Origin of the sequence: Clostridium sp. AM25-23AC (genome assembly GCF_003435125.1) — a bacterium.
Classification (GTDB): Bacteria; Bacillota; Clostridia; order Lachnospirales; family Lachnospiraceae; genus Pilosibacter; species Pilosibacter fragilis.
Genome location: NZ_QWGI01000004.1, coordinates 1 through 26117, shown reverse-complemented (window position 1 = coordinate 26117; position 26117 = coordinate 1). Strand labels below are relative to the sequence as shown.

Below are 26117 nucleotides of genomic sequence, written 5' to 3'. Positions count from 1 at the left end.
TACAAAATAAAGAAAGAGAGGTGCCGACATGGGAGCATGGGGCATAAAAGCATTAGAGCGTGACGAAGGGCTGGATGTACTGGACATCCTTAAAAATGAATATGTACCGGAGCATCCGGTAATGGATCTGGGCGAGATGATCGAACTGATGAAAGAGGAGGTCATGCTGGGATCTGACTTCTCACAAATCGACTTCCTCTTTGACAATACTGCGATGGCTCTGGCGGAGCTGTATTTCCAATGGAAGGATAACGGCAAGCTGGACTACGATCATGAAGAAGCTATATGGGATAAAGTTACCGGTTTCACAGCATCCAAAGAAGCCCTTGCCTTCCTGCTGTGTCAGCTCACCGACATCAAAAACGAAGTGCCGGACGAGGACGGCATCCGTGAGATTGTGGATCTTTGGAAGAACGAGGACAGCGGTGAGATCGCTCCTGCATGGTTGGAACACTTGAATCAGCTCATTGAGCGACTGGCTTCAGAACAGGAGGCACGACAAATGTATATCAAAAAATACTGGGGCAACTTTATTGGCGGTTCCGATGACAGTCTGAACCTTGTGGCATTTTTAGAGGATCAGAAAAAGGAGGAGATCCCCCTCAGCGAGATTTTCGCCAAGATCGGTCTGGACAAGCAGAACTGGGACTTCCGCCAGACTGTGGAGTATCTGGAGTTCACCCACTCCAATGGCGTGGAGATGGACTTCCACTTCGCCATTGATGTGGTCACCGACCTGGCCGCCATCCTGCTGGAGTGCAGCGTCAGCGGCAGTGTGAACCTCCACGATCTGGACGAGTGCAACACCCCCGCCCGCCGTATCCGCATCACCGCCACGTTGGAGGAACACGAGGCCATGGACAAGGTCCTGGCGGACTTTGTCCAAGATCCTCTGTCCTATGACATCAGTGAGATGATGGGCGAGGATGAGATCACGGATATGGCTTATCAGGTGGAGATGCTGCGGAAAGAGCTGTACGAAGTCTCCGGCCGTAACCGGAACTACCATGTAAAGGCGGAAGATGTGAAACGTCTGCTTCCCGACTGGGAAGGTGCCGATGGCTGCATCGCCACCAACCGCATCACGGTGGAGGGCTGCAAGGTTGGCTACTGCTACCGGGAGGAGCCGGACGGCGGCTGGGACAGCGGCTGGCGCTTCACCGCTGGTGACGAGAGCGAGGCGTACATGGACGACCCCAACAACGCAGGGATCTACAAGCTGAATACGATCTGCAACGACGATTCCGACATCATTCCGCTGCTGCATATGCCCGCTCCCTGCGCCTTTGAGCGGGATGAGAATGGCGTGTTCCAGCAGATCAAAGACTGGAAACCGGATGAGGACGAGGAGGAGCCTGATATGGATATTTTGAAGCAGTGCCAGAAGTGGCATGAGGAGAGCAAACACCAGAAGATCATTGACGCGCTGGAGGCCATCCCCGCCGAGGAGCGTACCCCGGAAATCGATATGGAGCTGGCGCGAGCCTACAACAACCTGGCGGACCCCAGCGAGCCGGAGGGAAGAAAGCTGCTTCACAGGGCACTGGAATTGATGAAGTCCCACGAGGAGGAACTGGGAGACACTAATTCCTGGAATTTCCGCATGGGGTATGCCTATTATTATCTGGATCAGGAGGGCCGCGCTCTGCGGTATTTTGAAAAAGCTCTGGAACTGCATCCCGGTGATGATCCTAAGCTCAACACCAGACAGGACATTGAGGAACTGATCGACTGGTGCGGGAAGGGCATTTCCCTGCCGCAGTTCTCGGAGTGCTTCCGAGAGCGGACAGAGAACTGGTGGGAAACCTTTGCCGAAATGGAAGCAGAATTGCGCCAGATGATGGACGAGGACAAGGATCACACCCGTGGTGCGGAGATCGTGGCCCAAATGCAGGAAACCCTGAATCTGGTTTTTGATGAAATTTCCTTCGAAATGGGCTTCAATGGCGAAAAGCATGAGCTGATTCTCACCCCGGAGGGGGACAAGGTCAAGCTGTTTGAGCTGGTCTACTTCCAGAAGCACGCCCCCAAAGAGGTGCTGGAGCACTGGAACATCCTGGTGGGCCGCCAGCCCATCCGAAACATCGGCCTGCGTACCGAGGATGGCTGGGACATCTCCGGGGAGGATGTGCAGATCTGGCTGGAGGAGCAGGGTGAAAACAGCTTCGCCATCTCCGCCTACTGCGAAAAGCTGCTGCCCATGCTCCGGGAGGAGGAAGGCCGGGCCTGGTGGATGCTCACCACCCTCACCGATCAGGTGCTGGGCGAGATCCCACACATGAGATACATAGACAACTTTGATGTGTTGGTGGAACCCAAGGCGGAGCCGTCCATTCTTATGTCCCAGCTTCCCGACGCTCTGAAGGAGCGGGGGCTGGAACTCTCCACCGATCCGGAAGCCTATCTGGAGAGCTACCTTGGCTACAAAATGGAACCCAACCAGGACCCGGACGCCGACTGGCGGCTGGATGTGATGGCCGGTTCCACCAACTGTGTGCCACTCATCAACGGCTATCTGAATGTCGACAATGACTTCATGGACGATCTCCACGCCGATGGCGCGGTGGCGGGCTTCTTCTGCTATCCCTTGGATACCCTGCGGGAGGAGGAAGGCAGTCAGAAGATCTTCGACTTCCGGGACAAGCTGGAGGAATTGTTCACCACCGGTGACGGACCGGAGGTTCTCACCCTTACCGGTGGGGCCACCGGCCTCTACTGCGGCTATGTGGACTTCATCGCCTGGGACATCCGAGAGGCACTGAACATGGCGAAAGAGTTCTTTGAAGGCACGGACATCCCATGGGCCATCTTCCACACCTTCCGCCGTGAAGCAGGTTCTGTGCCCCTAAAGCAACAAGATGATGGGCCAGAAACTGAGAATCAGGATGACGAGTTGGACGAGACGCTGACGGGCATGGACTATATTCCTTATACCCAACAAAACGCCGAAGCATTCTTCGCTCAGTTGGAGCAGTGGAACGATGAGGACGAGTACACCCGCTGTATTCAGGCATTGAATGCCATCCCGGAGGACTGGCGGAACTACCGCACCGCCTACGCCCTGGCGCGGGCACTGGAGAACTACGCCATCATCGGGAACCATGACGAGGGTACTTTGAAATCCAAGGGAGACAAAGCCCTCCTGAGGGCCATTGAGGTGCTGGAGTCTGTCCGGGAGGAAGGCCAGGACAAGTCAGAGTGGAATATGCGGATGGCCTACGGCTATCAGTATCTCTATGGGCAGGAGGAAAAGGCCATTCCCTACGCCCAGCGGTGGGCAGAGCTGGACCCGGAGGACGCAGATGCCCCGGCGGTGATTCAGGAGTGTAAGGAGGAGATCCGGAAACGCCAGCGCAGCCGGAACAAGAAGGCCAAATTCGTGCCCGGTGATACCCCCTTTGAGGATTTCGACCTCACCAACTTCTGGGATGATAATTGGTATGCACTGAAAGAATATATCAGTGAGCCGCCTTCCGATGAGCTGATCGCCAGTGTGGAGGAGGAGCTGGGCTACAAGCTGCCCGCCGCCTACATCTGGCTGATGAAGCAACACAACGGCGGCATTCCGGTGAATACCTGCTATCCCTGCGATGAGCCTACCTGTTGGGCAGAAGACCATGTGGCCATCACCGGCATTTTCGGCATCGGACGGGAAAAAAGCTACTCCCTCTGCGGGGAATTGGGCAGCCAGTTTATGATTGATGAGTGGGAGTATCCTGCCATCGGAGTGGCCATCTGCGACTGTCCCAGCGCCGGACACGATATGATCTTCCTGGACTACCGGGCTTGCGGCCCCCAGGGAGAGCCTGCGGTAGTCCATGTGGATCAGGAAAACGACTACAAGATTACCCATCTGGCAGACAGCTTTGAGGAATTTATCCGCGGACTGGAGCATGAATCCTTATATGATCTGGATGAAGATGTAGAGGATCTTAACGAAGATGATGACGCTGACGAGGAGGAAACTGACTGTAAAGGCTCCTTTGCCGGGTCTGTGCTCCTCTCCAAAGCAGAGTGGGACAAGGAGCAGTTGATCCGGGATCTGCGGGAAGAATGGGGCATCGTAGATGAGGAGCCGGATGATGGCGACGAAGATGATGAGAGCAGTGATGACGCTGTGGTAATGCGGATCGGCAACATGATGCTGATTGCGACACTCTTCCACGGCCATATCCCCGACAATGAAGCGGAAATTAACGCTGAAAACAACTATATGTGGCCAGAAGCTATAGAAGCGGCCAAAGCGCACAAGGCCCATATCATGGTGGCTGTGTTGGGCGAGGAGGAAAAACTGCTGGAACGGGGTAAGCTGTTCACCAAGGCGCTGGCAGTGTGCTGCAAGCAGAAATACGCCACCGGCATATATACCAGCGGTGTGGTATTTGAGCCTCGTTTCTATGAGGGCCTTGCCGATATGATGAAAGAGGACGAACTACCCATCTTCAACTGGGTCTGGTTTGGCCTGTACCGGAGAGAGGGGGGCTTGAACGGCTACACCTACGGCATGGATGTGTTTGGCAAGGAAGAGATGGAGGTGCTAAACACCGACGCCGAGCCGGAGGAACTGCGGGACTTTTTGGCAAGCCTTGCCTCCTATGTGTTGGCGTGTGATGTGACGCTACAAGACGGCGAGACTATCGGTTTTTCTGCGGACGATAAGCACACCATCACCCGCAGCCCCGGTGTCTCTCTGCCAGAGGAACAGATGACCCTGAAGATTGGTTACGAGCCTATAAAGGGAGATCCGGAGGATGACAGCTGCGACCACTCAGACAATGATGACACGCAGGATGAGGAAGAATTCAGTAATCCCGAAGTCTACACTGAGGAGGAGATGGAGGCCGTCGAGGGGCACATCCAGCAGTATTTCGGTGAGATCGAGAATGTGTTCCACGAGCTGGTTTCTCCCGACATCCATGTGGACATCTGCATGGTGCCGCCCACTGAGGAGCGGGACTATTACACCCTGGTCACCATGGGTATGGGCGCTCACCGGATGAATGTGCCGGAGAAGCTGGCGGAATACAAGCTGGAGCGGGCGGAGTTGGCTATCGCCCTGCCTGCGGACTGGAAGCTGGATCAGGAGTCCATGAAAGACGAAAAGTGGTACTGGCCCATCCGCCTGCTGAAAGTGCTGGCTCGCCTGCCCATTGCCAGTGATACCTGGCTGGGCTTCGGCCATACCATGGACAATGAGGATGACTTTGCAAAAGATACAAAGCTGTGCGCCGCCATTCTGACCGGTCCCCAGGACACTGAAGATGGCAGCGAGGTCTGCATCCTGCCGAGCGGCGAGGAGGTCAACTTCTATCAGGTGCTTCCCCTCTACCGGGATGAATTGGAATATAAGATGGCCCATGACGCGGATGCCTTGCTGGACAAAATGGACGGCATCAGCTTTATGGTGGAGCCGGATCGCCAGGATGCCATCACCAGAGGCACCCTTTCTAACGATGATTTTGACGGCGAGATGGACGATGCCTCCTATCACCTTGAGAGCATTGAGGAGAAGGAACTGCCTATTGCCCCCATCAATGCCTACAACCACATGGCCATCTACTTGCGCTGGTGCATGGAGCACGACCTGATGGGCGAGGACTTCCTTAAAGAATACAGCGAAGTGGCCAAACAGGTCAAAGCCGACCCTGTCAGCGTGGATCTGCGGGAGTTTATCCGGGATGAGCTGGACGGCTGTCTGTTCTCTGTGCTATTCAATCAGCAAGGCCGTGCCTTTGCAGGCTACTACTACGGAGAGGGCGACAGTCCCTACTATCCTGCCGATGTTGACGACAACGCCCTCCGCTTCTTCGGCCCAGAGCGGTATCACTCCGATGAGTTCCAAGATGAAGCCTACCTGTTCATCTCCTTTGACGAGGACTACTATGAGGCTATGGCTCAAGTGATTGAGGAACGCTTCGCCAACTGGCAGGGACAGGACTTCGACGAGGATACGCTGGAGCCTTCCGAGGTGGCTCAGGCCATCATGGAGTATCTGGACTGCGAGTGTACCTATTTCCCATCCATGGCAGATGATGACCCCATCATGTCGGCATACAGCTACGCCCAGCGGCTGGGGGTACGGGAGGGCTTTGTTCCCGTGCTTATCCAGGCGGATGATGAAACGCTGTTGGAATGCCTGGTAATGAACGCCGACCCGGAGCATGATGCGGACTGCTATGAATTTGACCTCAAAACCGTGGAGGAGTACCGGAAGAAGATACTGACTGCCCCTGTAAAAGACGGCAAGGCGGTTCTGGAGGAATTGACCGGCCAGCGCAAGGAAGAAGCCGAGGATGACGATATGGACTGGGATGAGGAAGTCCTGGGCGAGATGGAGGGCGGAGAACCCAACGACCGCTTCGCAAACTATTGGAACGATGATACCGGAATGACATATCCGCTCATTCTGGCTAAAATTCCGGTAAAGAACCCCTGGGAGATATTCGCCTATCTGCCCTTTGGAAATTGGAATGAGTGTCCCGACACACCGGACCTGATGGCAGTGGCAAAATACTGGTTCGAGCAGCATGGTGCCATCCCTGCCGCCATGAGCCACGATGAATTGGAGTTTGAACTTTCAACTCCGATCTCCAAGGAAAGAGCTATGGAGGTGGCTGTGGAGCAATATGGCTTCTGCCCAGATCTGGATCAGAATGAGGATGGAAGCATTGGCTCCTTGGCAGATGTCTTGTGGCAATCCACCGTCTGGTATTTCTGGTGGGATTGATGGGAGGTTGTGACCATGAACGAATACCTAAAGCAATATATTGAACTACAAAAGCAGTTTCGGGAGACAGAAGGAAATCCAGACAGTGTCCGCGCTCTCTATACTTTTAAGGAGGAACTGGAGCAGAGTGAGGAGCAGCAGGCCAAGGAAGTGCTGGTGGATGTGTATGACCTCCTGGACTTTAAGAAGGACGCCTACGAACTGCTCTGCCAAATTGGAAATCGTTCCGACAAGAAGACCCTCAAGCGGCTGGGAGTCTTGAAGGACTATGCGGAAAACTGGGGCAATCATTACGCCATCCCCAAGCCCAAAACACCAGAGGAAAAGCAGAACGAGAAGGAGCGGCAGACCCGGCTGGGCCTACCCACCTTCCGGTATCATCCGAATCCGTTGGCAACCGGCGCTTTTGAGGAATCCGCAGACGGCGTTGTCTGTGACTGCTGCGGCAAGATGACCCATATTTTCTATACAAATCCGTTCTTTTCTGTGGAGGATATTGCATATCTGTGCCCAGAGTGCATCGCCAACGGCGAAGCGGCCCGGAAATATGATGGTAGTTTTCAAGATGATTTCTCTCTGGATGATGGTGTAGACGATCCGGAGAAGCTGGACGAGCTGATCCACCGCACTCCCGGCTATTCCGGCTGGCAGCAGGAATACTGGCGCGCTCACTGCGGCGACTATTGTGCCTTTTTGGGCTATGTGGGTGCCAGAGAACTGCGGGCGCTGGGCGTGCTGGAGGAGGTGCTGGACGACCCCATGTGGGACGATGAGCAGAAAGAAATGATTCGGGAATCCGTCAATGGCGGGCATCTGCAATGCTATCTGTTCCAGTGCCTCCACTGTGGAAAGCACCTGCTTTGGATGGATTTTGATTGAGGAGTTTTCAAAAGGTGGGATACAAGTGATGAACCCCAAAACACTGACCATTCAATTCAATGATGAACAACTGCCCATCCTTCCAGTGGAGCCGGAAGCCCACCTCTCCTTTGCCACTCATGCCGATGGAAATGAATTGGAATTAACGGGAAACCGGGCTGGGCTGCTCCTATTGGCGAAAGCCGCTCTGGGTATGGCAGAAACCATTCGTGAGGATGGATTTCACATCCATCTGGATGACCTGTATGGCATCAACGCCGAGGGAAAAAGCATCCTGATCCGAAAGGAGGAACAATCAAAACCATGATTGAAAAAACATTCCTCAACCCCGCCACAAATAAGCAGTGGCGGATTGAAATTGACGGACATACCATCCGAACCTGCTTGAATAGCGGGAAGGTCAAGGAGATTCTGTGCGACTCCGCCTTCCAGGTCAAGAGCAAGGCGGCCAGCGCCATGATGGGCCAGATGCGGAAAGGATTTGTCTATCAGAATCCGGACGCCGCCGTTGAAGAAGCGCGATGCCATCGGTTTGTCGGAAAGGATAGCAACGGTTTTATGCCCTTAGCTACCGCTCTCACACGGGATGACTTCTTCCTGACGAGGATGGCCGGAGATTTTGAGGACGAGATCCTTTATCACTTCGATGGCAACGGGGAGATTCTTGAAACGGTCTCTTTGGGTGCCAAGCGGATGACCTATGAGCAGGTTCTCTGCCCCAATGATACCCTGCTGCTGAACAACAGCTATCTTCTCCAGCAGTTCTCACTCCGCACCCATGAGGTCACGCCTTTTGCCAACAAGAAAAACAGAATGAAGACCATGCTGGATGCCAGCGGCGACCTGGCCCTGTGGTACACGGGCGAGGAGATCATCGTCTTTGACTTTGGCAGCAACACAGAGGTGTGGCGGGAAACGGTAAAATGCAAGAAGTCTAAGAATCCGAATTTTGCCTATTACTGCTTTGGGATGCTCTCTCCCCGGCAAAGCAAAGCGGCCTACCGTGTCACCGAGGGTGAGTATGTGCTGGTCGATCTGAAATCTGCCCAAAAAGTAGTGATTCCCAATGAGGGCTGGCATCCCTTCTTCTCCCCGGATGACCAGTGTTTCTCGGTGGGCGGTAAGTTCTATCTGACCCAGACCGGAGAGGAGATAGACAATCCTTTCCCGTTTTCTGTCCGGCAGGGGCTGAGTTTTTCAGACACCTGTATGGTGCGGACAAGGGGCAGCCTGATGGCTGTTCAGCAGGATCGTGGCAGTTCCCCCATAGAGCTGTGGGATATCGGCAGCGGCCAGCTGCTGGCCACTATTGATGACCCCTTTGTGGTGCGGCAGGTGAATTTTGCCTTTACTGGGAGCGGACTTGTTCTGCACACCGATTACGGGGCCATGAGCATCTATTCCTGCTCCCCAGACGGAGGATACCCCGGATTGCGCTCTGCTGGCGGGAGAGCTGGCGTCTAAACTGCTGGCAGCTCAGCGGGAGCAGAATCTCCAGGAACTGGCCGCCGAAATTGCCCCAGACTGGAACCTCCCCACCGAGGCGGTACAAAGCGGACTGGAAACGCTGCGTTCCCATCTGGAGCTGGTGCAGGGCGACGCTGCCCTGCTGTATGAAATGATATAGACAAAAAAGGAGAAAAACTTATGGGACTTGACATCTACGCCGGAACACTGACACGGTACTATTCTCACAACTGGAAAACCATCGTCCAACAGTGGGCGGAGGAAAACGGATATACTTTCAACCGCATCACCCCGGATGGAGAACCTGCTGACAACGAGGAGGAGCTGTCCCCGGCTGAGGTTCAGGAAACGGTGGAGAACTGGCGGGATCAGATTCTGGCAGCTATTTCCCAGCCGGACCAACCGCCCTACACCCCCTGGCCGGAGGACAATGAGAAGCCATATTACACCGACAAGCCGGATTGGGATGCGTTCGGCGCCATGCTGCTGGTGGCTGCCTGCCATACATATGAGGAACCGGTGCCACCTACTGTGGAGAAAGACTGGGACTTTGGGGAGCATCCCCTGATTGCCCGCCTTGCATCGGACGAGGAGCGGGTGTGGTCCCTGTTCAGTGGGGCTACCTGGTGGCTGCCTCTGGCGGATTCCTTCTTATTTCAGGCGCTTCTGCTCACCGATGATCAGGCGGTGATCGCCACTCTGGGCGGACTGCGGAAGGAACTGGAGAAGCTGAACCAGCTGGCGTGGCAGGCCGATGAGGATACCATCCTTGGCTGGGCCGACACTGAGGGATACCCGGTAGATGGAACCATAGACGCAGATGGACGGTACAGCAAGGCGGACATCCCGGAACACACCCCGTATGACACCCAATCCCTTGCCAAGTTTGCCTTCTCCATGTTCTGGCGAGCCATGCGGTTTGCCGAGGAACAGCAGGTGCCCATCCTGCTGGATTATTAAGGAGGAAACCAAATGAGCAATAAAGTTTTCCAGCAAAACCTGGACGACAAAAAAGGTCCCCAGCCCGGAGGCCCCTATCTCATTCAGATGCTGTTCAAAGAGCCGGTAGAAATGCCGGATAAAGAAAAAATGACTGCCGTAATGGAGAAGCACATCGGATCAACCGAGTGTTTCTGTTATGATAAGAAAATGGCCGGCTTTGCCGCACAGGAGCATATTGCAGAGTTCAAGGACGGAAAATGCCCGGTGCAGCTGATGGTGATGAAATGCGACAAGTTCAAGGGCAAAGGCTTTGATGCCTTCCTGATGAGCCAGATGTGGGATTGCCAGGAGGACCGGGAGCGGATCTTCCGGGAGTGCAAATATCAGGTGGTAGCCACCGATATGCTGGCTGCGGCGCTTCCGGCGCTGGAGCGTGCCAATCTGGATGCCGACTTTTTGGAGGCTCTGGCGGAGCTATACCCCACCTGTGAGGCATTCTATTTCCAGAACTGCGGCAAACTGTTTCTGGCGGAGGATGTGCGTTCTCACCAGATTGAAGGCTCGGATCGGTTCATCCGCTTTGGCGTCAATGTCCGCTTCTTTAACATTGAGGGCACCGAAGATATGCTCATCGACACGGTGGGCATGAGCACCCTGTTCCTGCCCGACCTCCAGTACCACTTCCACGACATGGACCCCAACTGGGTGGTAAACCACGCCTACAATGTGGCATCGTACATATTGGAGCATGATAACCCCATTCAGGATGGGGAAACCATAGACGGCGTGGCGAATGGCCAGATGTGCCGGGAGATTCAGTGGAAGTGCCAGTATGAGGACGCCCTGATCCAGCCGCCCAGAGGGGTGCTGGACATTAATATGGGAGAGTGTGCGTCTGGAATGCGTTAATATAAAATGATGCCATATAAAAAAGATAGTTGACATTATATCGTAAAATGACAGCTATCTTTTTTATATAAGGGTTTTGGTTAAGATTTTCGTTCTACAAACCACCGGCCTATATAAGCTCCCGTTAAATTTGTACTGCGTTCAAAAAAGAGATGGCTTTGCTTTCCGTTTACCAAAATTGTATAACAGTCGCCCTGACCTCCAGCTTTCCTTGCGACAGAGGGTTTCACATTCAAAATGCGGTCAATTGTATAAGGTGTTCCGTCTTCCCAGGTAAGTTCTTCTGGAAGCATCTTTCCGTCTGGAAGGAAGGCTGCTCTTACGTTTACATAAACTTTGCAGTCTGTCTGAACACCGATCATATAGTTCTACCTCCTTAAAAAGTTTTTTAACTTCTTCCAGTTCTTCCTCAAGTGTAGATGCATCGGAATGGAAAATGAGATGCGCTTCATCCTTTGTCCATCCGCATAGCAGATAATCACCGGTATGTGCTAGCTCAGAGGTATAGTAAAAATATTGCTGCTTATCTAATTGACAGCAGAAATAGACACACCGGGTAAGAGGGGAGAGGACAGGAGATGGAGTAATAAGCTGATAGATGATAGTTGTCCCATTGTTGCAAAGTTCTTTTCTAAGGGAAAAATCGTTTTCCGTATATGGACAAATATAATCAGACTCTTCCTGATACATGGCATGGAACAAGTCAAGGTATAGATCGGGGCCATTTTTTTCAAGATCCTGGCAAAATGATTTTGGGGAAAGATAGAAAAAATGGGGGTTCCATTTATGTTCTACATAGTATATATCGCGGATAGTATCTTCGTTCATCAGTAGTCCTCCTATTCAATTGTTTTCAGAAAATTCCCATGTGATACGATGGGAGACTCCAGTTTATAACCTTTACGTTTCATGACACGAAATTTAAAGTCCAGTAATTCTGCTGGTACATAAAGAGCTTTGGCTGCCTGAAAGAAAAACTGGTCTTCGTTTAATGCATTTAATACGCAGTCATCAGATAACAGCAGTTCGGCAGCAAAGAGATTTGCTTCATATTCCTGCCGATCTGTATCGTCAAATAGTGTAAATTCATGAAATGCAGCTGTTATGTTTGCATGAAGCACGGAATGAGCAATTTCATGAGCCAGTATGACCCGTTGAATCACTTCCGGCAAATCGCTGTTGATTGTGATATGTTTGATTCTGCGGTGCTGAACATAAAATCCTTTGCAGCACCCCTTATATCTTCCCATCGGTTTTAATACCACGATAATTTTCATTGCCTGTGCCAGACGGAATGGATCCGATTCACCATATTTTTTCTGGATCCGTCTGACTTCTTCAGATATGGATTGAATAGTCAAAACAGCTCCCTCCTTTCGGACTATATTACGGGAGAAGATTATTGTGGATTTTTCTTTTTGCCAAAGGTTTTTCTGGCTGCTTTTTTACAGTCATAGTATGCTTCGGCAACTGCCTGAAAATAAGCATCTTTTGCTTCTTCGCTTAGAGTGCCTCCTGCAAAAAGAGCTGTGTTCTCAGCCAGCATTTTTTGTAGATCCAATGCCTCTCTGGTTCCGCTTTTTTTTCTCATATCTTCTACATATTCCATGCGGTCTAAACCATAAGATGGATCCTCTATGTTATCGTTTTGCAGATACTCGGTTGATACCTCCAGTGCCTTTGCCAGCTTATAAAGCTGTGCCTGGTATGGTTTTCTTTCTCCTAATTCATAAGAAGTAATTGTTCGGATACCCATTCCGGCTTTTTCTGCTAATTGTTTCTGACTTAATCCAAGATTTCCACGTTGTTCTTTAACTTTAGCACCAAAAGATTTCATGTCAGACCTCCATTCGTTTTAGTGTGCGTAAACTTGCTAACTGTGCTATTGACAAGTGTGCATGTAGTTGCTAATATTTGAATTAGCAAGAATTAGCAAGTATCAGTGACTATATGCACATTATAATAGTGAGTGTGCAAGCTGTCAAGAATAAGTGTGCTAATAATTGCTAGAAAAAATTGGAAGAGGGTACAGAATATGAATCGGACAATCCTTCATAGTGATATGAACTGTTTTTATGCTTCTGTAGAAATGATGCTGAACCCAGAGCTACAGGGAAAAGCAGTAGCAGTGTGCGGGTCCACAGAAAACCGTCATGGAATTGTTCTTGCAAAATCAGAGAAAGCGAAACAAGCAGGAATAAAAACAGGGATGGTTAACTGGGAGGCAAAACGACTTTGTCCGGATTTGATTTTGGTTCCACCCCAGTATGAACAGTATTTAAAATATTCCAACATGGCAAGAGAGATTTATCAGGAATATACAGACCTGGTAGAGCCTTACGGAATGGACGAGTGCTTTTTGGATGTGACAGCAAGTCAGGTTCTTTATGGTTCTGGAAAAGAAATTGCAGACCAGATTCGCTGCAGGATGAAGAATGAACTGGGATTGACTGTTAGTATAGGAATTTCATTCAATAAAATATTTGCAAAACTGGGAAGTGATATGAAGAAGCCGGATGCCATAACTAGCATTGAAGAATCAGAATGGAAACAAAAGGTTTGGCCGCTTCGGGTATCGGAATTATTATTCTGTGGCCGCTCAACTACAAAGAAGCTGGAGCAAGTTGGAATTTATACGATAGGAGATCTGGCAGAAATGGATCATGATTATGTGAACCAGCTTCTTGGTAAAAATGGGCTGATGCTGTGGTCATATGCAAATGGTCTGGATGATAGTCCGGTAATGGAGAAGGACTTTGTGTCTCCGATGAAAAGTGTGGGGCATGGAATTACTTGTACAGCAGATCTTAAAACAGAAGAGGAGGTCTGGAAGGTTATTCTGGAATTATGCCAGGACATAGGACATCGATTAAGGATTCATGGATTGAAAGCACAGGGGGTTCAGATAGCGATTCGCAATCAGGAATTATTTACAAGGCAGTATCAAGGTCAACTTTCCCTTCCGACGATAGTGCCTTTGGAAATTGCAAAACTGGCGAGGGAACTATTTCAGAGAAATTATGATTGGAAGGAACCTGTGCGTTCGGTAACTGTTCGTGCAATCAACTTGGTATCAGCAAAAGAACCGGAGCAAATCTGTTTGTTTTCGGATCCAATCCGGCTTGAGAAAGAAGAAAAATTATTTCTGGCGATTGAGGAAACTCGGCGGCGATTTGGAAAAAGGGCTATCTATCCAGCGGCCTTGATGAAGGATCTGAAGATGCCGGAATATCGAGATCATGGTTTGATTATGCCGGGAGTTATGAACCGGTAAGATAGGAGGGGCTTATGGGACGGAAAAACTCATTGGCAAAAAACAGTATTCAGATGCTGTGTGTGATGCAGCATCTGGATGAACAAAATTTATATGAAAGGTCAAAATTGTTATTATCTATTTATCGAAATGTATGCTGGACGGCCTGTGACCGTGCTGCAATGCTTCGTGAAGAAGCAGAATATTGTTATGGTAGAGAACTGGAGGAGGGGCTTCTATATCTGAATGATTTTGCTCCTACTGTAGAGAGGGAAAAGTTTGAAGAAACAGTAAAAAGCCTGTTCCAGACCAAGTGGCTTGTGGAACTGGTAGACTCGGCCATGGTTAAAATGCGTGATTTTCCATATTCACCACAGCTTTATTTTGACATTGTGTTTAAGTGTTATTTAAGCCGGTTCCGATATACAGAGCCTGAATTACTGGAAACGCTTCGGATGGAAAGAAGCACATATTATGATAGAAAAAAGGAAGCAATTAAAATATTCGGTCTATCTCTTTGGGGGAGTGCTCTTCCTCAAATCAAACAGGCTTTGGAAGAACCGTTACTTTATGAATAGAGGAGAGGTGGTTTTATGAGCAACAAAAAGAAAATGGAAGTTTTGTATTTTGTTGAGCAATACATAAAAAGGTATGGATATCCGCCTACTGTACGGGATATCGGAAAAGGTTTAGGGTATCGTTCCCCATCAACTGTGCATGGTTATCTTCGGCAATTGAAGGAAGAACATCTGATTGAAAGTGACGGAAGCAAACCGAGAACGCTTCATATCAATTAAATAGTCCGACTAAAGTCCGACAAGAGTCCTACTGAAAGTCCGACTTCTCTCATGTTATAGTCAGTACACTGGATGGTCAGTGTGCTGAGCGAGAAGATCTCATACAGAAATGTATGGGGTCTTTTTTATAGTGTTTTGTGCGCTGCATCCAATTTCTAATTTGTTAAAAGCCAGCGGGATCCTCCCGTTGGCTTCTTTTTTTCTAAGGAGCAGCGTATGGAGAAAAGCTCTTGCTTGAGGATTGCCAGAAACCTATGTCGTAGTCCGCCACTTGTCCTTCGTTTTCACCACCCAACGAAAACTAAGGAGGACAGGAACATGGCAAAACCGTATAAGATACCGGATTTTAGAAAAATGTATCCGGAAGCCAGCGAGGAAGTAATCGCTGTATTGAGAACAAGTGAAAGAAAAATGCAGTATCAGGAATATGACTTAAAAAGAGCAAGAAATATCGTAGATCCTAAAACAGGAGAGAAAATGACCATTCCTAGCAGAGAGGATTCCTATGAACGCCTGCAGGAAATGGCTGTGCAATTTCCAGAAGAAAACAGAAGTGTGGAGGATCAGATTCTGAAAAAAATAGAGTGTGAACAGTTACATAAATTCCTTTTAGAACTCTCGAAAGAAGAACAGTGGTTGATTCAGGAACTCTATTTTGAGGAACGGACGGAACGGGAGGTAGCTTCGGTACTTGGATTGTCACAGAAGGCGATAAACAAACGGAGACAGAAGATTTTAGAGAAACTGAGAAAATTATTTTAATTATTTTTCTGTTTTTGGTTCTCAAACTTCTCTGCCAGCGTGGAAGGAAGTGAAGGGGACTGATTTCTCTTTCTGTTCTTTGGCAAAAACTGTGTGAAACAGTCATATCCGGCAATACAGATACCTTAGTTGTTCAGCCCAAAAGGAAAAGCACAAAGGAAAATCCGCCACGACCACCTGCAGATAGTCAGAGTGTCTGTCAATAAGATGACATCAAAGGTGCAGAGCGAAAAAAATTTGTCCTTAAAGCAGTTTTGGCAGACTGCCTGCAATGACCTGAACAGCCTATAATGATACTTCCGTCCAGTCACAGCCCCGCAAAACGGGAACACGCAATGAGGGCGGCTCGGAGAGACCCTCGGAGGGGAACAATCCCATGACAGCCTTAAGCCATGGCTGGTCAGTGTTGCCGCCCAAAGATATCGGTTGTAACAGGAATATCAGTATTTCCGATATCTGGTTCCGGGAAGTTGTGTCGAATAGGAACTTTTGAAAATGAAGAACAAGTGATTTTTAACAGAAACTATGGCGGCAGCTTTATATTTATCCAGCGGAAAAGGAAAGATAGATCAACTGGATAAGGCTGCCGCTATCCTTGTGTTCTAAATCACAAAATGATAAGGAGGAAGATGTATATGCGTGTCAAAGAATTTATGGAATTATATCCTGACAGCAATTTTCATTTTATGACATCGAAAGGATATTTATTTCTGAATTCTGACCAGGTAAAATCCATACTTTTGCAAGGGCAGAAAGAAGCAGCCAAGAAGGAGCTGGGAAAGGGAATCCGAGCGGATGAACTTTTGGCAGGCGAGGTCATCAGCGTAAGATGGAAAAAAGGCATTTGCCATATGATGGCAGAATTACATAGAGATAGAGACTTTTCATAAAGAGTAGGAACATTCGTAGTCCAGAGTAGATGGAAGGAGGGGAAGTGTTACGATAAAAAAAGGAGATATATATTATGCAGACCTGATGCCGGTAATAGGCTCTGAACAGGGGGGAATCCGGCCGGTTTTGATTATTCAGAATGATGTTGGTAATTGTTACAGTCCAACCGTCATTGTGGCAGCAATTACAAGTCGGCCTAATAAGCACTGGATACCTACACATATCGAATTGGGAAATCATGTAAGAGGACTCCATAATGATTCTGTTATTTTATTGGAGCAGGTAAGGACGATTGACCGGATAAGATTAAGAGGGTATGTAGGAAGTCTGAGTGGAGCCATGATGCGTAAAGTAGATGAGGCAATTCTCGTGAGTTTTGGTGTAACAGTACAGAGAAGAACATAAAGGGTGTTTGGAAAAGGAGCAGGAGGCAGGAATGGGTCAGGGAAAACGTGCGTGGATCTATTGTGCGATTGATGCACCGGAAGATAGAAATGGTGCATTAAAAAGTCAGTTTAAACAGCTGATTGATTATGGAGAGCAGATGGGATTTGAACTGGTTGGAAGTTCCAGTGATGTGGGGACAACTCCGCTTTGGAATCGAAATGGATTTCGTCATTTTATAGAAGCGGTCCAGAAAGAACAGGTAGATGTTCTTTTGATTGTAAACCGGGGCAGGCTGTCCAGATCATCCATGCAGCTCGCAAGATTTCAGATCCTTCAGGAAAGCTATGGTGTCGATGCATATTCGCCATTGGAAGGGAAAATTGAGTTTGGCAGTTAAAAAATAGGAGAGAAGATTTTATGAGAGCAGAAGAAAAGAATATGGTAGAACGGATCATGAACACAGAAACGATGGGATATGCCTATGAGTATCCATATGGTGGGGGAGCCAGAAAAGAATATATGTTGGCACTGACCCCGGAGAACTTGGCAAATTTTATCGGTGCGAGAGGATATGATGCTAAAAAAATAGTGATTACCGATGTGTTGGATCGCCTTATTGTGAATACCTGTATGGGGATGCTGGATATTTGTCCGGACCAGAAATTATGTGGGAGAATTATTAAGTATTTGGCGCCGATCCAGCTGGGAGAGAAGGAGGCTGGAGAGATTTTGGCGGTGGAACGCAATGTGGCAGATGAATATTTTGCTATGGAAGATGAAGCGGTTACGATGGCAGAATGCCAGATGTTATAGAGATTGTTGAGGAGGTAGAACGATCATGATTGGGATATTGATTGTTGCGGCAGTTGGAATTATTGGATTTTTGTTAACTGCAGGTATTGCATTTGGAATAGCAGGGAGTTATCAAATCGATTGACGTTGTTTATTGATAATGCTTCGTTTGAAAAGGAAAGATTGTTACATTGTGTGATAGCTATGAGAAGAGTAACACGGTATACTGTGTATAGCGTTAGAGGAAAGGAGTAAAGTAATATGGCAAGGTATATTGTGGATTCCCAGATAGATAATCACGAAAAATATTATTTCATTCGTGAGCAGGAGAGCCAGGATATAGTGTTACTGCCCTCCAAGTATCTAATGCATAAAAAAAGATCAAAATTGTCACCTAATACTATCAGAAGAAGTGCAGGAGCCATTTCATACTATCTGAATTATATAGATGAGACTGGCATCCAGTTAGATGATGTATGGGAGATGCCATATGATAAGCAGCAGGAACACTTTACAGACTATTTGATATGGTTACAGGCAGGATTGCATAGTGGAGATAGTTACAAAAAGAAACCATATAATGAGACCTGTAATGCGTATTTAAAAGAGGTGTTCCGATTTTATAGATTTTCTGGACAGCAGGATGAATCTATAAAGCAATTAAAAGTCCTCTCTGATATGAGAATTATTGTACATAATTCAGTGGGAGTAAAAAGGACATTATACCGGAATACATTTCATGGATATCTACAGGAAAAAGGACATATAGGGAAGACCATAGAGCAGGATAAGATCGTGATTTTATTAAAGGCATGTGCCAATTGTCGCGATCAAATCCTGCTTTTATTATTAGCAGAAACGGGATTTCGCATCGGGGAGCTTTTGGGAGTCCGGTATGCGACAGATATTGATTATGAGAGACACTTACTGTATGTCAATTTTAGAGAAGATAATGAAAATGGAGCCAGGGCTAAGAATGCAGAATACCGGAAGGCAAAAATCAGCGATGCCACCTTTGAAATTCTGCAGTTTTATATAGAGGAATATAAAGACCTTATTTTCCAGCAGGAGTACTTGATTATTAACATTTCGGGAGATTATGCTGGAAAACCGATGCAGGACTCAGGCGTCTATGCATTGATGGAACGGCTGCAGAAGAAGACTGGGATTAAAGTAACACCACATATGCTGCGGCATTATTTTGCAAATGCTCGCCGGAAGGCTGGATGGAAGTTGGAACTTATTAGTCAGGCACTTGGGCATCGAAATATAGAAACAACGATGAGATATTTAAATATATCGGATCAGGAGTTGATTGATGTCAGCGATGAATTTTATAGAAAACATCAGTCCATTTATGAAATCGACAAATTACTTTAGGGAAGGAGGAGAAGCATGTGCCTGCATTAAGATTATTGAATACGGAATCACAGGATAAAGCGGATTATCTTCATAACCAGTTGACAACGGATATAAATGTACCGAGTACATACTGGGAGTGTGCAGAGTCTTATCTAAAAGGTGTAGGAATATATGATGTTTTTCTTATAGAAGAACAGGATTTCCGTAATTATAAAATCTTTTTGCATGAAACGGGGAGCTTTACAAAGAAACAGGTGTTTGAGCGAACTGGATTCTTGAGAAATTTGCAGAAGGCACTTATCCGGAATGAGTATAAAGAATTGCTGGATGAAATTGAGCGGTGCAATACAGTGCAAGAACGCTTGAAAGGAAATGTTAGGAATTTTTTGATACGGCAGGGAATTCATCATGTAAGGGAAATTGATTATAGAACCAGAGAACTGTATGAAAGTGAGTTACGTAGGACAAAAACTTTCTCTAAAAGCCTTGAATATTTGAAGACATTGGATCGGATCAAACAGTTTGACATCCGAAAAGAAATGGAAACACTTTCTGGAAGAAACAAAGAACAGCTCAAGTATGAAGGGCAAGTGATTTTTCTTCCCTACATACCAGATCAGGACATAGGGTCAGATTTTGATTATATCCAGGATAAAAGCGAACTGGTATGGGATTTTAGCCAAAAGGCGTCAGAAAATTTAAAAAGGCAAATTTTTCAGATTTTATGCTATGCCTTGAGGAATATAAAAGACAGCAAGGATCGCAGAGTGCGTTATCTACTTCCTTTAAGGTGGATGTATGAGTTTTGCATAGAGGAAGGAATTGATGATATCGAGCGTCTTGAACTGGAGCAAATAAAGAAATTGGAAACAATTGTAGCCAGGAAAGTTGTAAATGTGAAGAACAGTATGCAGATTGTGGATAACAGTCGCAAAATACTATTTATGAGTGGAAAAGAAATTCACTGGTATGCAAATGTCTGGTATATGGAAAGGTTCAATTTTGCACCAGAGCGTGTAAACCCAAGTAATCCTGTTCAGCGACTCAGTTTTTACGAAGTGACGAATGAGAGAAACAGGGAATTGCTACAAGAGTATATGAAATATCAAGTAGGTATCAGTGATTTGGCACTAGGAAATATACGAAGTCAATTGTGTTACATTAAAAAATTTCTAGTTTACTTTAATACAATAGAATCCATATGTGAAATTACGGAAGAACAGATAGCAGAGTACTTCAAGCTCCTGCAGGAACAGGAAATTAAGGCAGAAACAGTAAACAGGCAGATATTTGATATTCACCGATTTTTTGCATACTTAAATGTTAAAGGACATATCAAGGGGCAAATTTTTGATCAAAACTATTACAGCCAGAAAGTCTACCCATATCACCATGATCGAAGTGTTCAAGAAGATGAGTATATGGAAATATTAAAAAAGCTAAAGTTTTTCCCAGAAGTACAAAGGCTTATTTTCCTAAATTTATGGGCAACAGGATTACGGATCAGTGAGGTATGTACATTAAAAGGAGACGCATATTATTGGGATGGAGAAGATGCATGGATTAAGGTTTATCAAATTAAAATGAAAGCGGAAAAAATGATACCAATTTCATTGGTGCTTTATCGAATTATGAAAATTTATATAAAAAAGCATCATATCAAATCCACTGATTTCCTTTTCAACTCAAAGGATGGTGGGGCATATAGGATTGGCACATTTGTTAAGGGATTCAAAGCAAGTTGTAAGAAGTATGGAATATATATTTCGGGCGAAACATTCAAAACGCATGATTACAGGCATACATTGGCAAGTAGTTTCTATGATGATGGAGTGTCCATTCAGACGATTCGGGATTACTTAGGGCATAACAATGAAAATATGACAAAGCAGTATATAGACTATATGCCTAAACGGATCGAACAGGCGAATATGGAATATTTCAATCAGACAGAAAATCTTCTTGCAACTGGGATTATTCCAAAGAAGCGGGGTGAAAAAACTGGAAAATAAGATACATATCTATGAATTAGACTGCTATAAGAATGCGACAGAAGAACAGAAAAAGAAAATGAGGGTCCGGAAAGAACGTTACTTCGACCTGGAAGGACTTCCATCAGAAGCAGTAAGAAAGCTCCTGGAAGATTTTGTATGGGAAAGGGGAAAGGAACTTGCTCCAAGTAGTTTGGCGTCCGAAATATTATATTTTAATAATATCCGGCATTTTCTTATAAAAAAGAATATTAAAACATTAAGATATGAGGATGAGAATAAGATTATTTTGCAGCTAAAGAGCTGGATGATGGAGCAGGGATATGCCCTTACAAGTAAGAAGTATCGAAGCGTTTATGAAATTGTAGCAACAGAAACACCTGGCATAGTAAAGCATATGAAGAAGATTCTGAGGTATTCTCAGAAGGATGAGGAGTACTTAGAACAGGATAGAGATGTGTGGGAATTGGATAAGTTTGAATTTCCTCTTCGCAGCAATCCGATAAAGAATGTAAAGACTATAAATTTTAAAGGAATCAGTCAAATAACAATCCGAAAAGAAGTTAAAACAGTAGTTTTTATGCATTTGAAATATATGGCAATAGGAAGTATTACGGCTGAAATGGTAGCGACTAAAAGGTTTTGCAGATATCTGGCATTAAGGTATCCCAAGATTAAATCATTACTAGATTTGACACGGGATATTATGGAAAACTATTTGACCTATCTTCAGACAGAGGCAAAAGAGAGGAAAAATTATCGCTCTGATTTATATGGCTTACGAAGAGTGATTGAAGATGTGGGAAATCATTATGATAGGCAAGATATCAAAAACCTATTTATAAGTACTGATTTTCCTAGCACACCAAGATATCTATTTAAGTTTTATTCGGATGAAACCGTAAAGAAGCTGAATGAAAACATTTTTCAGATGGATGAACAAATAGCGAGGGCATTAATCCTTCATCAGCTGCTGGGAACACGAATTTCGGATACGCTTACACTAAAAACGGACTGTTTGAGCATAAGAGAAAATCGATATTTTATACGAATCGAGCAGGTAAAATCAATCACATTTGAAAAAGCAATTAGTGATGAAATAGCACAGCTTATTATAAAGTCAATTGATTATACCGAGGAACATTATGGAAAGACAAAATATATTTTTGTAAAAAAAGAGGATCTATCGAGACCATTTCAGTATAGCATGCTTCAACATCGAGTCATGCAGATGATTAGGAAAAATGATATTCGGGATGAGAATGGAGAGCTGCTGAATTTTGGAACACATACATTCCGACATTGTTATGGGAAAAAGCTGACAGAGATGCATATCGACGACTGGATGATCGCAAGGCTTTTGGGGCATAAAACATTACAAAGTGTACATCATTACCGAAAGATTGGGAACAAGATAATGGCGGATGAAACGAGGGCAGTCAGAGAGAAAATCGATATGATTTTAATGGATGTGGTAAAGGAGTGGGATGGATATGAAATATGATAAGATGATAGCCGTTAATAAAGCTGAGAGTGAACAGAAAATAAAAAAGGCGATTCGGGCAATAGATGATATGGGTGCCAGAGGACTGCCGATTTCTGTAACAGAATTGGTTCGTTGGACAGGTTTATCAAGAGGATTTTTTTATAAGAATGAGCAAGTCCGTCAGAAACTGGAGGAAGCTATTAAACAGCCACGGCGGATAGATGTACAGCAGTCATCTGAAGAAAGAAATGTTGCAGGTCATAATTTTCAAGAATTGAAGAAAGATTTTAACAGCTGTCAGTCAGAGAATCAAAGGTTAAAGGTTGAAAATGAGCAGCTTCTTCAAAAGTGCAGTATACTTCAAAAAGAGGTGGACACGCTGAAGAAACGGTTGGATCGAAAGGAAATTGCATTGTTAAAAAAACTATAAAGGTTGTGATTAAGGATGAAAGCAAATAAAATCATCGAAATGAGCCAGGAAAAAAGCAGGCAAAAAGTAAAACTGGCAATGGATGAAATTCAAAGAATGCGTAATGAGGGCGAAAGGATTACAGTTTCCGGATTATGCAAAAGAACAGGCTTATCTAACTCGTTTTTTTACAGAAATCCAAAAATCAAAGAAGAAGTACATAAAGCTGTTGATATTCAAAATCAAAGCTATAAAATGAACATAGACGAAGTGGAACTCCTTGATGAGTATAAGGAAAAATTGTTAGCTATGAGAATCGAAATTATAAAGTTGAAAGCAGAAAATCAAAAGCTAAAATCAGAGTTAGATTTTTTGCGAATACAACAGGAAGGTGTGAGTGATGTTAAATGAAGTATGATAAAATCGTAGGGCTCAAGAAACAGCAAGAAAAAGAGAATTTAGAAATTATTCAGAGAGAGATTGATGCGATGCTTCGAAGAAAGGAGCGGATATCAATTACTGCATTGGCAAAATATGCAGGGGTGGATAGGAGCTATTTTTATAGAAATTTGCAGGCCAAACAAATGGTAGAAGAGGCACAATTGAAGCAGGGAGAATGTTATAATCCTAAAAAGGCAATTTTTGATAGAGCAACTGAGGAAGTTAATAAACAGCTGAAAAGACAAATGATTTTATACAAGAGACGAATTAAAGAGCTAGAGCTGCAGATAGAATTACTAGAAGAGGAAAATCAGAAGTTGAAAGAAAGCAAATAGGTAATTTTACATAAAGTAAGAGAGCAGACTTTTGGACAAGAGGATATCCAAGAGCCTGCTTTTTTACTAAATTAAAAAGAAAAATAATTTACACATCGGAGTGATGTGAAAGATGTGAAAAGTATTTTCAAGCATTCCGGGGCAGGTACTGGATTTTATGGTTGTGCTCATTGGGCTTGTCATTGTGTTTAAGACCCAGATCAACAAGCTTTTGACGGCAATCTTTACGGAGATCAACAAACAGGCGAAAGAGGTATATTAGATGAGGTACCGGGGAGAGATTACGGTTTTTCTGAGTCTGACGCTGATATGTGTGCTGTCGCTTGTCCTGGGACTTGTGGAATCGGCGAGAACGGCGGGAGCGAGACTGTATCTTCGGATGGCATCGGATTCGGCGGTGTCATCGGTGATGAGTTACTATAACCGAAATTTATGGGATCGCTATCAGCTCCTATTTCTGGAATATGAATCGGAGGCGGCGATCAAGGAGACCTTCGGCCGCTATCTCGATTTCTATCTGGAACAGGCAAATATGTATCCGGCAAGACGGAAAAACGTAACACTCTCCGGAATGTCCCGTATGGTGGATGAGAATGGGAGATGGCTTGAGGAGGAGATCGCTGCCTATATGAAGTACCGTCTCCCGGAGCTTGCAGTGTCCGGAAGCGGGGTTTTGAAGGAAGCGGAGCAGGTAAAGAAAGCGGGAGACTTCCATACTCTGTATGATTCCTGCTGCGGATCCGGGCGTTCGGTGCGCAGGCTGGAAAAGGCGGGGCAGGCGGTTGAAAAGTCACTGAAGACGATAGAAGAAACTCGGGAAAAGCTTTGCGATGCGGCAGATGAAGAGAGAGCGGCTGCATTTAAGAGGCATGCGGCTGTTTTAAAGCGGGAACTAAAAGGATTTCCGGGTCTGGTGAAACAGTTTCAGAAGGAACTGGAGCGCCTGGAAACAGAGAACAAAAAAATGGATTCCGGACAGTTGGAAGACGAGACAGCGTCCGGGACATTGGGACAGGAAATATCAACATGTAATGAGGTGGTCAAAAGCGCAAAGGAGCGGCTTGATGGATATCTGCAGAATGAAACGCAAACCGAGCGGAACCTGGAGCTTCTGGAGGAGGCATGCGGGCTTCTCGATATGGAATCGGATGCGGAGGATGAAGAGGAGGAAGAAACAGAATGGGAGCAGATCAGTCAGTGCGTGGAGGAGATGGAGAACTTGGAGTCAGTGGATTCTGGGCCGAAGGATAAGAAGAAAGCGGCTGCATTGGACCGCCTGGAGGAGCTTTTTGACAAAGAACTGCTGGATATTCTTCTTCCTGCCGGAACGGCGATCTCGCAGAACGCTGTTTCCTTAAAAGGAATTCCGTCCGCGTCGAAATATCAGAATGATACGGAAAGCTCAGATACAGAGGGAACCGGGCTTTTGGAGGCGGCATCGAGACAGATGGCTGTAAATGCATATGTTCCGCTGTATTTCTCTTCATTCTTAAAAGAAAATGAATCAGAACCATCGGCATTGCGATATGAGATGGAATATCTTCTTGCAGGAAAAAAATCGGACCGGGAAAACTTAAAGGATGCTGTGAACCAGGTACTTACACTCAGAGGAGCAATGAACTTACTGTTTTTGCTGAATTCTCCGGATAAAAAGGCGGAGGCGGATGTCCTGGCGGCAGCAGTGGCGGTGGGAATCGTACCAGCGCAGATGGCGTTGTCTTTTTTTATCCTGACGCTGTGGGCGTTCGGGGAGGCAGTGCTGGATGTAAAAATGCTGTTGGCGGGCGGAAAGATACCGTTCTGGAAGACAGAAGGAACCTGGAAGACCTGTCTTTCCGGGCTGTTGGATCAGTCGTTTTTGAAGGAGACAGGGGAATGCTCCGGGGATGGAAGAACATATACGGAGTATTTAAGCTGCTTGATCTTTCTCATGGATCGGAAAACAAGAAATTTCCGGATGATGGATCTGATCCAGTGGAATATCCGGACGGAACAGGCGGATTTCTCAGTGGCGAACTGCGCATACCAGATTGAGATCGAGGCGGAGGTTTTGCAGAAGCATATGTTTTTTCAGAAAGAGGAATATAAGGGAACTGTGTATGTGGCGGGATCGTATTAATGCTGTGGAAACAGCCCCCATCATCTGACTGTAAGAAAACATAATCTGGAAGACAAAAATCCCATCGGCGCAGCCGATCTGGAATAGATTCCTGATTGTAACTATGAAGGTACTGAGTAGTTACATTTAATTTAACCTGTTGTGCTAGATAAAATAATATAAAGAAAC

The 26117-nt window shown here is 46.3% G+C and carries 25 protein-coding genes and 1 pseudogene; 23 read left to right on the top strand and 3 right to left on the bottom strand.

What is annotated here, in order from left to right:
* Positions 1 to 28 precede the first annotated feature (28 nt).
* The 7 genes and pseudogenes from DW677_RS03450 (at position 29) to DW677_RS03420 (ending at position 10924) form a co-directional block, all read left to right on the top strand.
* A complete protein-coding gene (locus tag DW677_RS03450; RefSeq protein ID WP_117566497.1) occupies positions 29 to 6727 on the top strand; it encodes a DUF2185 domain-containing protein in 6699 nt (2232 codons plus the stop codon).
* A gap of 15 nt (positions 6728 to 6742) precedes the next feature.
* A complete protein-coding gene (locus DW677_RS03445; RefSeq protein ID WP_117471898.1) occupies positions 6743 to 7606 on the top strand; it encodes a CbrC family protein in 864 nt (287 codons plus the stop codon).
* Positions 7599 to 7913 carry a hypothetical protein gene (locus tag DW677_RS03440; RefSeq protein WP_242992101.1) on the top strand — a complete coding sequence of 105 codons (315 nt, stop codon included), beginning with the start codon at positions 7599 to 7601 and terminating at the stop codon, positions 7911 to 7913. The genes DW677_RS03445 and DW677_RS03440 overlap by 8 nt, the downstream gene beginning before the upstream one ends.
* The gene (locus DW677_RS03435) at positions 7910 to 9070 is read left to right on the top strand and encodes a hypothetical protein (RefSeq protein ID WP_117471897.1); all 1161 of its coding nucleotides are present in this window, start codon (positions 7910 to 7912) and stop codon (positions 9068 to 9070) included. Before DW677_RS03440 ends, DW677_RS03435 begins: the two co-directional genes overlap by 4 nt.
* A pseudogene (locus DW677_RS19150) lies at positions 9009 to 9233 on the top strand (hypothetical protein); the annotation flags it as partial. The gene DW677_RS03435 and the pseudogene DW677_RS19150, both read left to right, overlap by 62 nt.
* Before the next feature lie 20 nt (positions 9234 to 9253).
* Positions 9254 to 10033: a hypothetical protein gene (locus tag DW677_RS03425; protein WP_117471896.1), complete on the top strand. Its 780-nt coding sequence runs from the start codon at positions 9254 to 9256 to the stop codon at positions 10031 to 10033.
* A gap of 12 nt (positions 10034 to 10045) precedes the next feature.
* Positions 10046 to 10924, top strand: coding sequence for a DUF4261 domain-containing protein (locus tag DW677_RS03420; protein WP_117471894.1), 879 nt, complete (start codon positions 10046 to 10048; stop codon positions 10922 to 10924).
* A 243-nt stretch (positions 10925 to 11167) separates the two neighbouring features.
* Here DW677_RS03420 and DW677_RS03410 read toward each other — a convergent pair whose 3' ends face one another.
* Genes DW677_RS03410 through DW677_RS03400 form a run of 3 tightly spaced genes read right to left on the bottom strand, consistent with a single transcriptional unit; the run spans position 11168 to position 12761 of the window.
* Entirely contained in the window at positions 11168 to 11752 is a 585-nt protein-coding gene (locus DW677_RS03410; protein WP_117471890.1) for a hypothetical protein, read from the bottom strand.
* An 11-nt stretch (positions 11753 to 11763) separates the two neighbouring features.
* Complete coding sequence (locus DW677_RS03405; protein WP_117471888.1) at positions 11764 to 12285, bottom strand: ImmA/IrrE family metallo-endopeptidase; 522 nt, start codon at positions 12283 to 12285, stop codon at positions 11764 to 11766.
* A gap of 38 nt (positions 12286 to 12323) precedes the next feature.
* A complete protein-coding gene (locus DW677_RS03400; protein ID WP_117471886.1) occupies positions 12324 to 12761 on the bottom strand; it encodes a helix-turn-helix transcriptional regulator in 438 nt (145 codons plus the stop codon).
* 198 nt (positions 12762 to 12959) lie between these two features.
* Here DW677_RS03400 and dinB point away from each other — a divergent pair, with 198 nt between their 5' ends.
* The 16 genes from dinB (at position 12960) to DW677_RS03320 (ending at position 25949) form a co-directional block, all read left to right on the top strand.
* Positions 12960 to 14198, top strand: a complete 1239-nt coding sequence (dinB, locus tag DW677_RS03395) for a DNA polymerase IV (protein WP_117471884.1) — start codon at positions 12960 to 12962, stop codon at positions 14196 to 14198.
* Positions 14199 to 14212: 14 nt separating this feature from the next.
* Entirely contained in the window at positions 14213 to 14755 is a 543-nt protein-coding gene (locus tag DW677_RS03390; protein ID WP_002593748.1) for a hypothetical protein, read from the top strand.
* A 15-nt stretch (positions 14756 to 14770) separates the two neighbouring features.
* Positions 14771 to 14974 (top strand): hypothetical protein, encoded by a 204-nt coding sequence (locus DW677_RS03385; protein ID WP_002593747.1) that lies wholly within the window; start codon positions 14771 to 14773, stop codon positions 14972 to 14974.
* Between the two features lie 318 nt (positions 14975 to 15292).
* Complete coding sequence (locus DW677_RS03380) at positions 15293 to 15736, top strand: sigma-70 family RNA polymerase sigma factor (RefSeq protein ID WP_002593746.1); 444 nt, start codon at positions 15293 to 15295, stop codon at positions 15734 to 15736.
* A gap of 635 nt (positions 15737 to 16371) precedes the next feature.
* On the top strand, positions 16372 to 16626 hold the full coding sequence (locus DW677_RS03375) for a hypothetical protein (protein ID WP_242990537.1): 255 nt from the start codon (positions 16372 to 16374) through the stop codon (positions 16624 to 16626).
* Positions 16627 to 16678: 52 nt separating this feature from the next.
* On the top strand, positions 16679 to 17032 hold the full coding sequence (locus DW677_RS03370) for a type II toxin-antitoxin system PemK/MazF family toxin (protein ID WP_038292372.1): 354 nt from the start codon (positions 16679 to 16681) through the stop codon (positions 17030 to 17032).
* Between the two features lie 31 nt (positions 17033 to 17063).
* Entirely contained in the window at positions 17064 to 17411 is a 348-nt protein-coding gene (locus DW677_RS03365) for a recombinase family protein (RefSeq protein ID WP_117471880.1), read from the top strand.
* Positions 17412 to 17431: 20 nt separating this feature from the next.
* Positions 17432 to 17827 (top strand): hypothetical protein, encoded by a 396-nt coding sequence (locus tag DW677_RS03360; protein WP_117471878.1) that lies wholly within the window; start codon positions 17432 to 17434, stop codon positions 17825 to 17827.
* 240 nt (positions 17828 to 18067) lie between these two features.
* Positions 18068 to 19186 (top strand): tyrosine-type recombinase/integrase, encoded by a 1119-nt coding sequence (locus DW677_RS03355; protein WP_117471876.1) that lies wholly within the window; start codon positions 18068 to 18070, stop codon positions 19184 to 19186.
* Positions 19187 to 19203: 17 nt separating this feature from the next.
* Entirely contained in the window at positions 19204 to 21180 is a 1977-nt protein-coding gene (locus DW677_RS03350; protein WP_117566496.1) for a site-specific integrase, read from the top strand.
* Positions 21161 to 22663, top strand: a complete 1503-nt coding sequence (locus DW677_RS03345; RefSeq protein WP_117472695.1) for a site-specific integrase — start codon at positions 21161 to 21163, stop codon at positions 22661 to 22663. Before DW677_RS03350 ends, DW677_RS03345 begins: the two co-directional genes overlap by 20 nt.
* Positions 22653 to 23075, top strand: a complete 423-nt coding sequence (locus DW677_RS03340; RefSeq protein ID WP_242990749.1) for a DUF6262 family protein — start codon at positions 22653 to 22655, stop codon at positions 23073 to 23075. The genes DW677_RS03345 and DW677_RS03340 overlap by 11 nt, the downstream gene beginning before the upstream one ends.
* Positions 23076 to 23090: 15 nt before the next feature.
* Positions 23091 to 23465 carry a DUF6262 family protein gene (locus tag DW677_RS03335; protein WP_117472700.1) on the top strand — a complete coding sequence of 125 codons (375 nt, stop codon included), beginning with the start codon at positions 23091 to 23093 and terminating at the stop codon, positions 23463 to 23465.
* Positions 23462 to 23830 carry a DUF6262 family protein gene (locus DW677_RS03330; RefSeq protein ID WP_117472702.1) on the top strand — a complete coding sequence of 123 codons (369 nt, stop codon included), beginning with the start codon at positions 23462 to 23464 and terminating at the stop codon, positions 23828 to 23830. Before DW677_RS03335 ends, DW677_RS03330 begins: the two co-directional genes overlap by 4 nt.
* Before the next feature lie 157 nt (positions 23831 to 23987).
* A complete protein-coding gene (locus DW677_RS19055) occupies positions 23988 to 24092 on the top strand; it encodes a Flp1 family type IVb pilin (RefSeq protein ID WP_117566495.1) in 105 nt (34 codons plus the stop codon).
* Positions 24093 to 25949 carry a DUF5702 domain-containing protein gene (locus tag DW677_RS03320; protein ID WP_117551948.1) on the top strand — a complete coding sequence of 619 codons (1857 nt, stop codon included), beginning with the start codon at positions 24093 to 24095 and terminating at the stop codon, positions 25947 to 25949.
* The last annotated feature ends 168 nt before the right edge of the window (positions 25950 to 26117 follow it).

Coding starts and splice junctions, on each gene's coding strand:
- DW677_RS03450 (WP_117566497.1), top strand. CDS start 29: ATGGGAGCATGGGGCATAAAAGCATTAGAGCGTGACGAAGGGCTGGAT.
- DW677_RS03445 (WP_117471898.1), top strand. CDS start 6,743: ATGAACGAATACCTAAAGCAATATATTGAACTACAAAAGCAGTTTCGG.
- DW677_RS03435 (WP_117471897.1), top strand. CDS start 7,910: ATGATTGAAAAAACATTCCTCAACCCCGCCACAAATAAGCAGTGGCGG.
- DW677_RS03425 (WP_117471896.1), top strand. CDS start 9,254: ATGGGACTTGACATCTACGCCGGAACACTGACACGGTACTATTCTCAC.
- DW677_RS03420 (WP_117471894.1), top strand. CDS start 10,046: ATGAGCAATAAAGTTTTCCAGCAAAACCTGGACGACAAAAAAGGTCCC.
- DW677_RS03410 (WP_117471890.1), bottom strand. CDS start 11,752: ATGAACGAAGATACTATCCGCGATATATACTATGTAGAACATAAATGG.
- DW677_RS03400 (WP_117471886.1), bottom strand. CDS start 12,761: ATGAAATCTTTTGGTGCTAAAGTTAAAGAACAACGTGGAAATCTTGGA.
- dinB (WP_117471884.1), top strand. CDS start 12,960: ATGAATCGGACAATCCTTCATAGTGATATGAACTGTTTTTATGCTTCT.
- DW677_RS03390 (WP_002593748.1), top strand. CDS start 14,213: ATGGGACGGAAAAACTCATTGGCAAAAAACAGTATTCAGATGCTGTGT.
- DW677_RS03385 (WP_002593747.1), top strand. CDS start 14,771: ATGAGCAACAAAAAGAAAATGGAAGTTTTGTATTTTGTTGAGCAATAC.
- DW677_RS03380 (WP_002593746.1), top strand. CDS start 15,293: ATGGCAAAACCGTATAAGATACCGGATTTTAGAAAAATGTATCCGGAA.
- DW677_RS03375 (WP_242990537.1), top strand. CDS start 16,372: ATGCGTGTCAAAGAATTTATGGAATTATATCCTGACAGCAATTTTCAT.
- DW677_RS03365 (WP_117471880.1), top strand. CDS start 17,064: ATGGGTCAGGGAAAACGTGCGTGGATCTATTGTGCGATTGATGCACCG.
- DW677_RS03360 (WP_117471878.1), top strand. CDS start 17,432: ATGAGAGCAGAAGAAAAGAATATGGTAGAACGGATCATGAACACAGAA.
- DW677_RS03355 (WP_117471876.1), top strand. CDS start 18,068: ATGGCAAGGTATATTGTGGATTCCCAGATAGATAATCACGAAAAATAT.
- DW677_RS03340 (WP_242990749.1), top strand. CDS start 22,653: ATGAAATATGATAAGATGATAGCCGTTAATAAAGCTGAGAGTGAACAG.
- DW677_RS03335 (WP_117472700.1), top strand. CDS start 23,091: ATGAAAGCAAATAAAATCATCGAAATGAGCCAGGAAAAAAGCAGGCAA.
- DW677_RS03330 (WP_117472702.1), top strand. CDS start 23,462: ATGAAGTATGATAAAATCGTAGGGCTCAAGAAACAGCAAGAAAAAGAG.
- DW677_RS19055 (WP_117566495.1), top strand. CDS start 23,988: ATGGTTGTGCTCATTGGGCTTGTCATTGTGTTTAAGACCCAGATCAAC.
- DW677_RS03320 (WP_117551948.1), top strand. CDS start 24,093: ATGAGGTACCGGGGAGAGATTACGGTTTTTCTGAGTCTGACGCTGATA.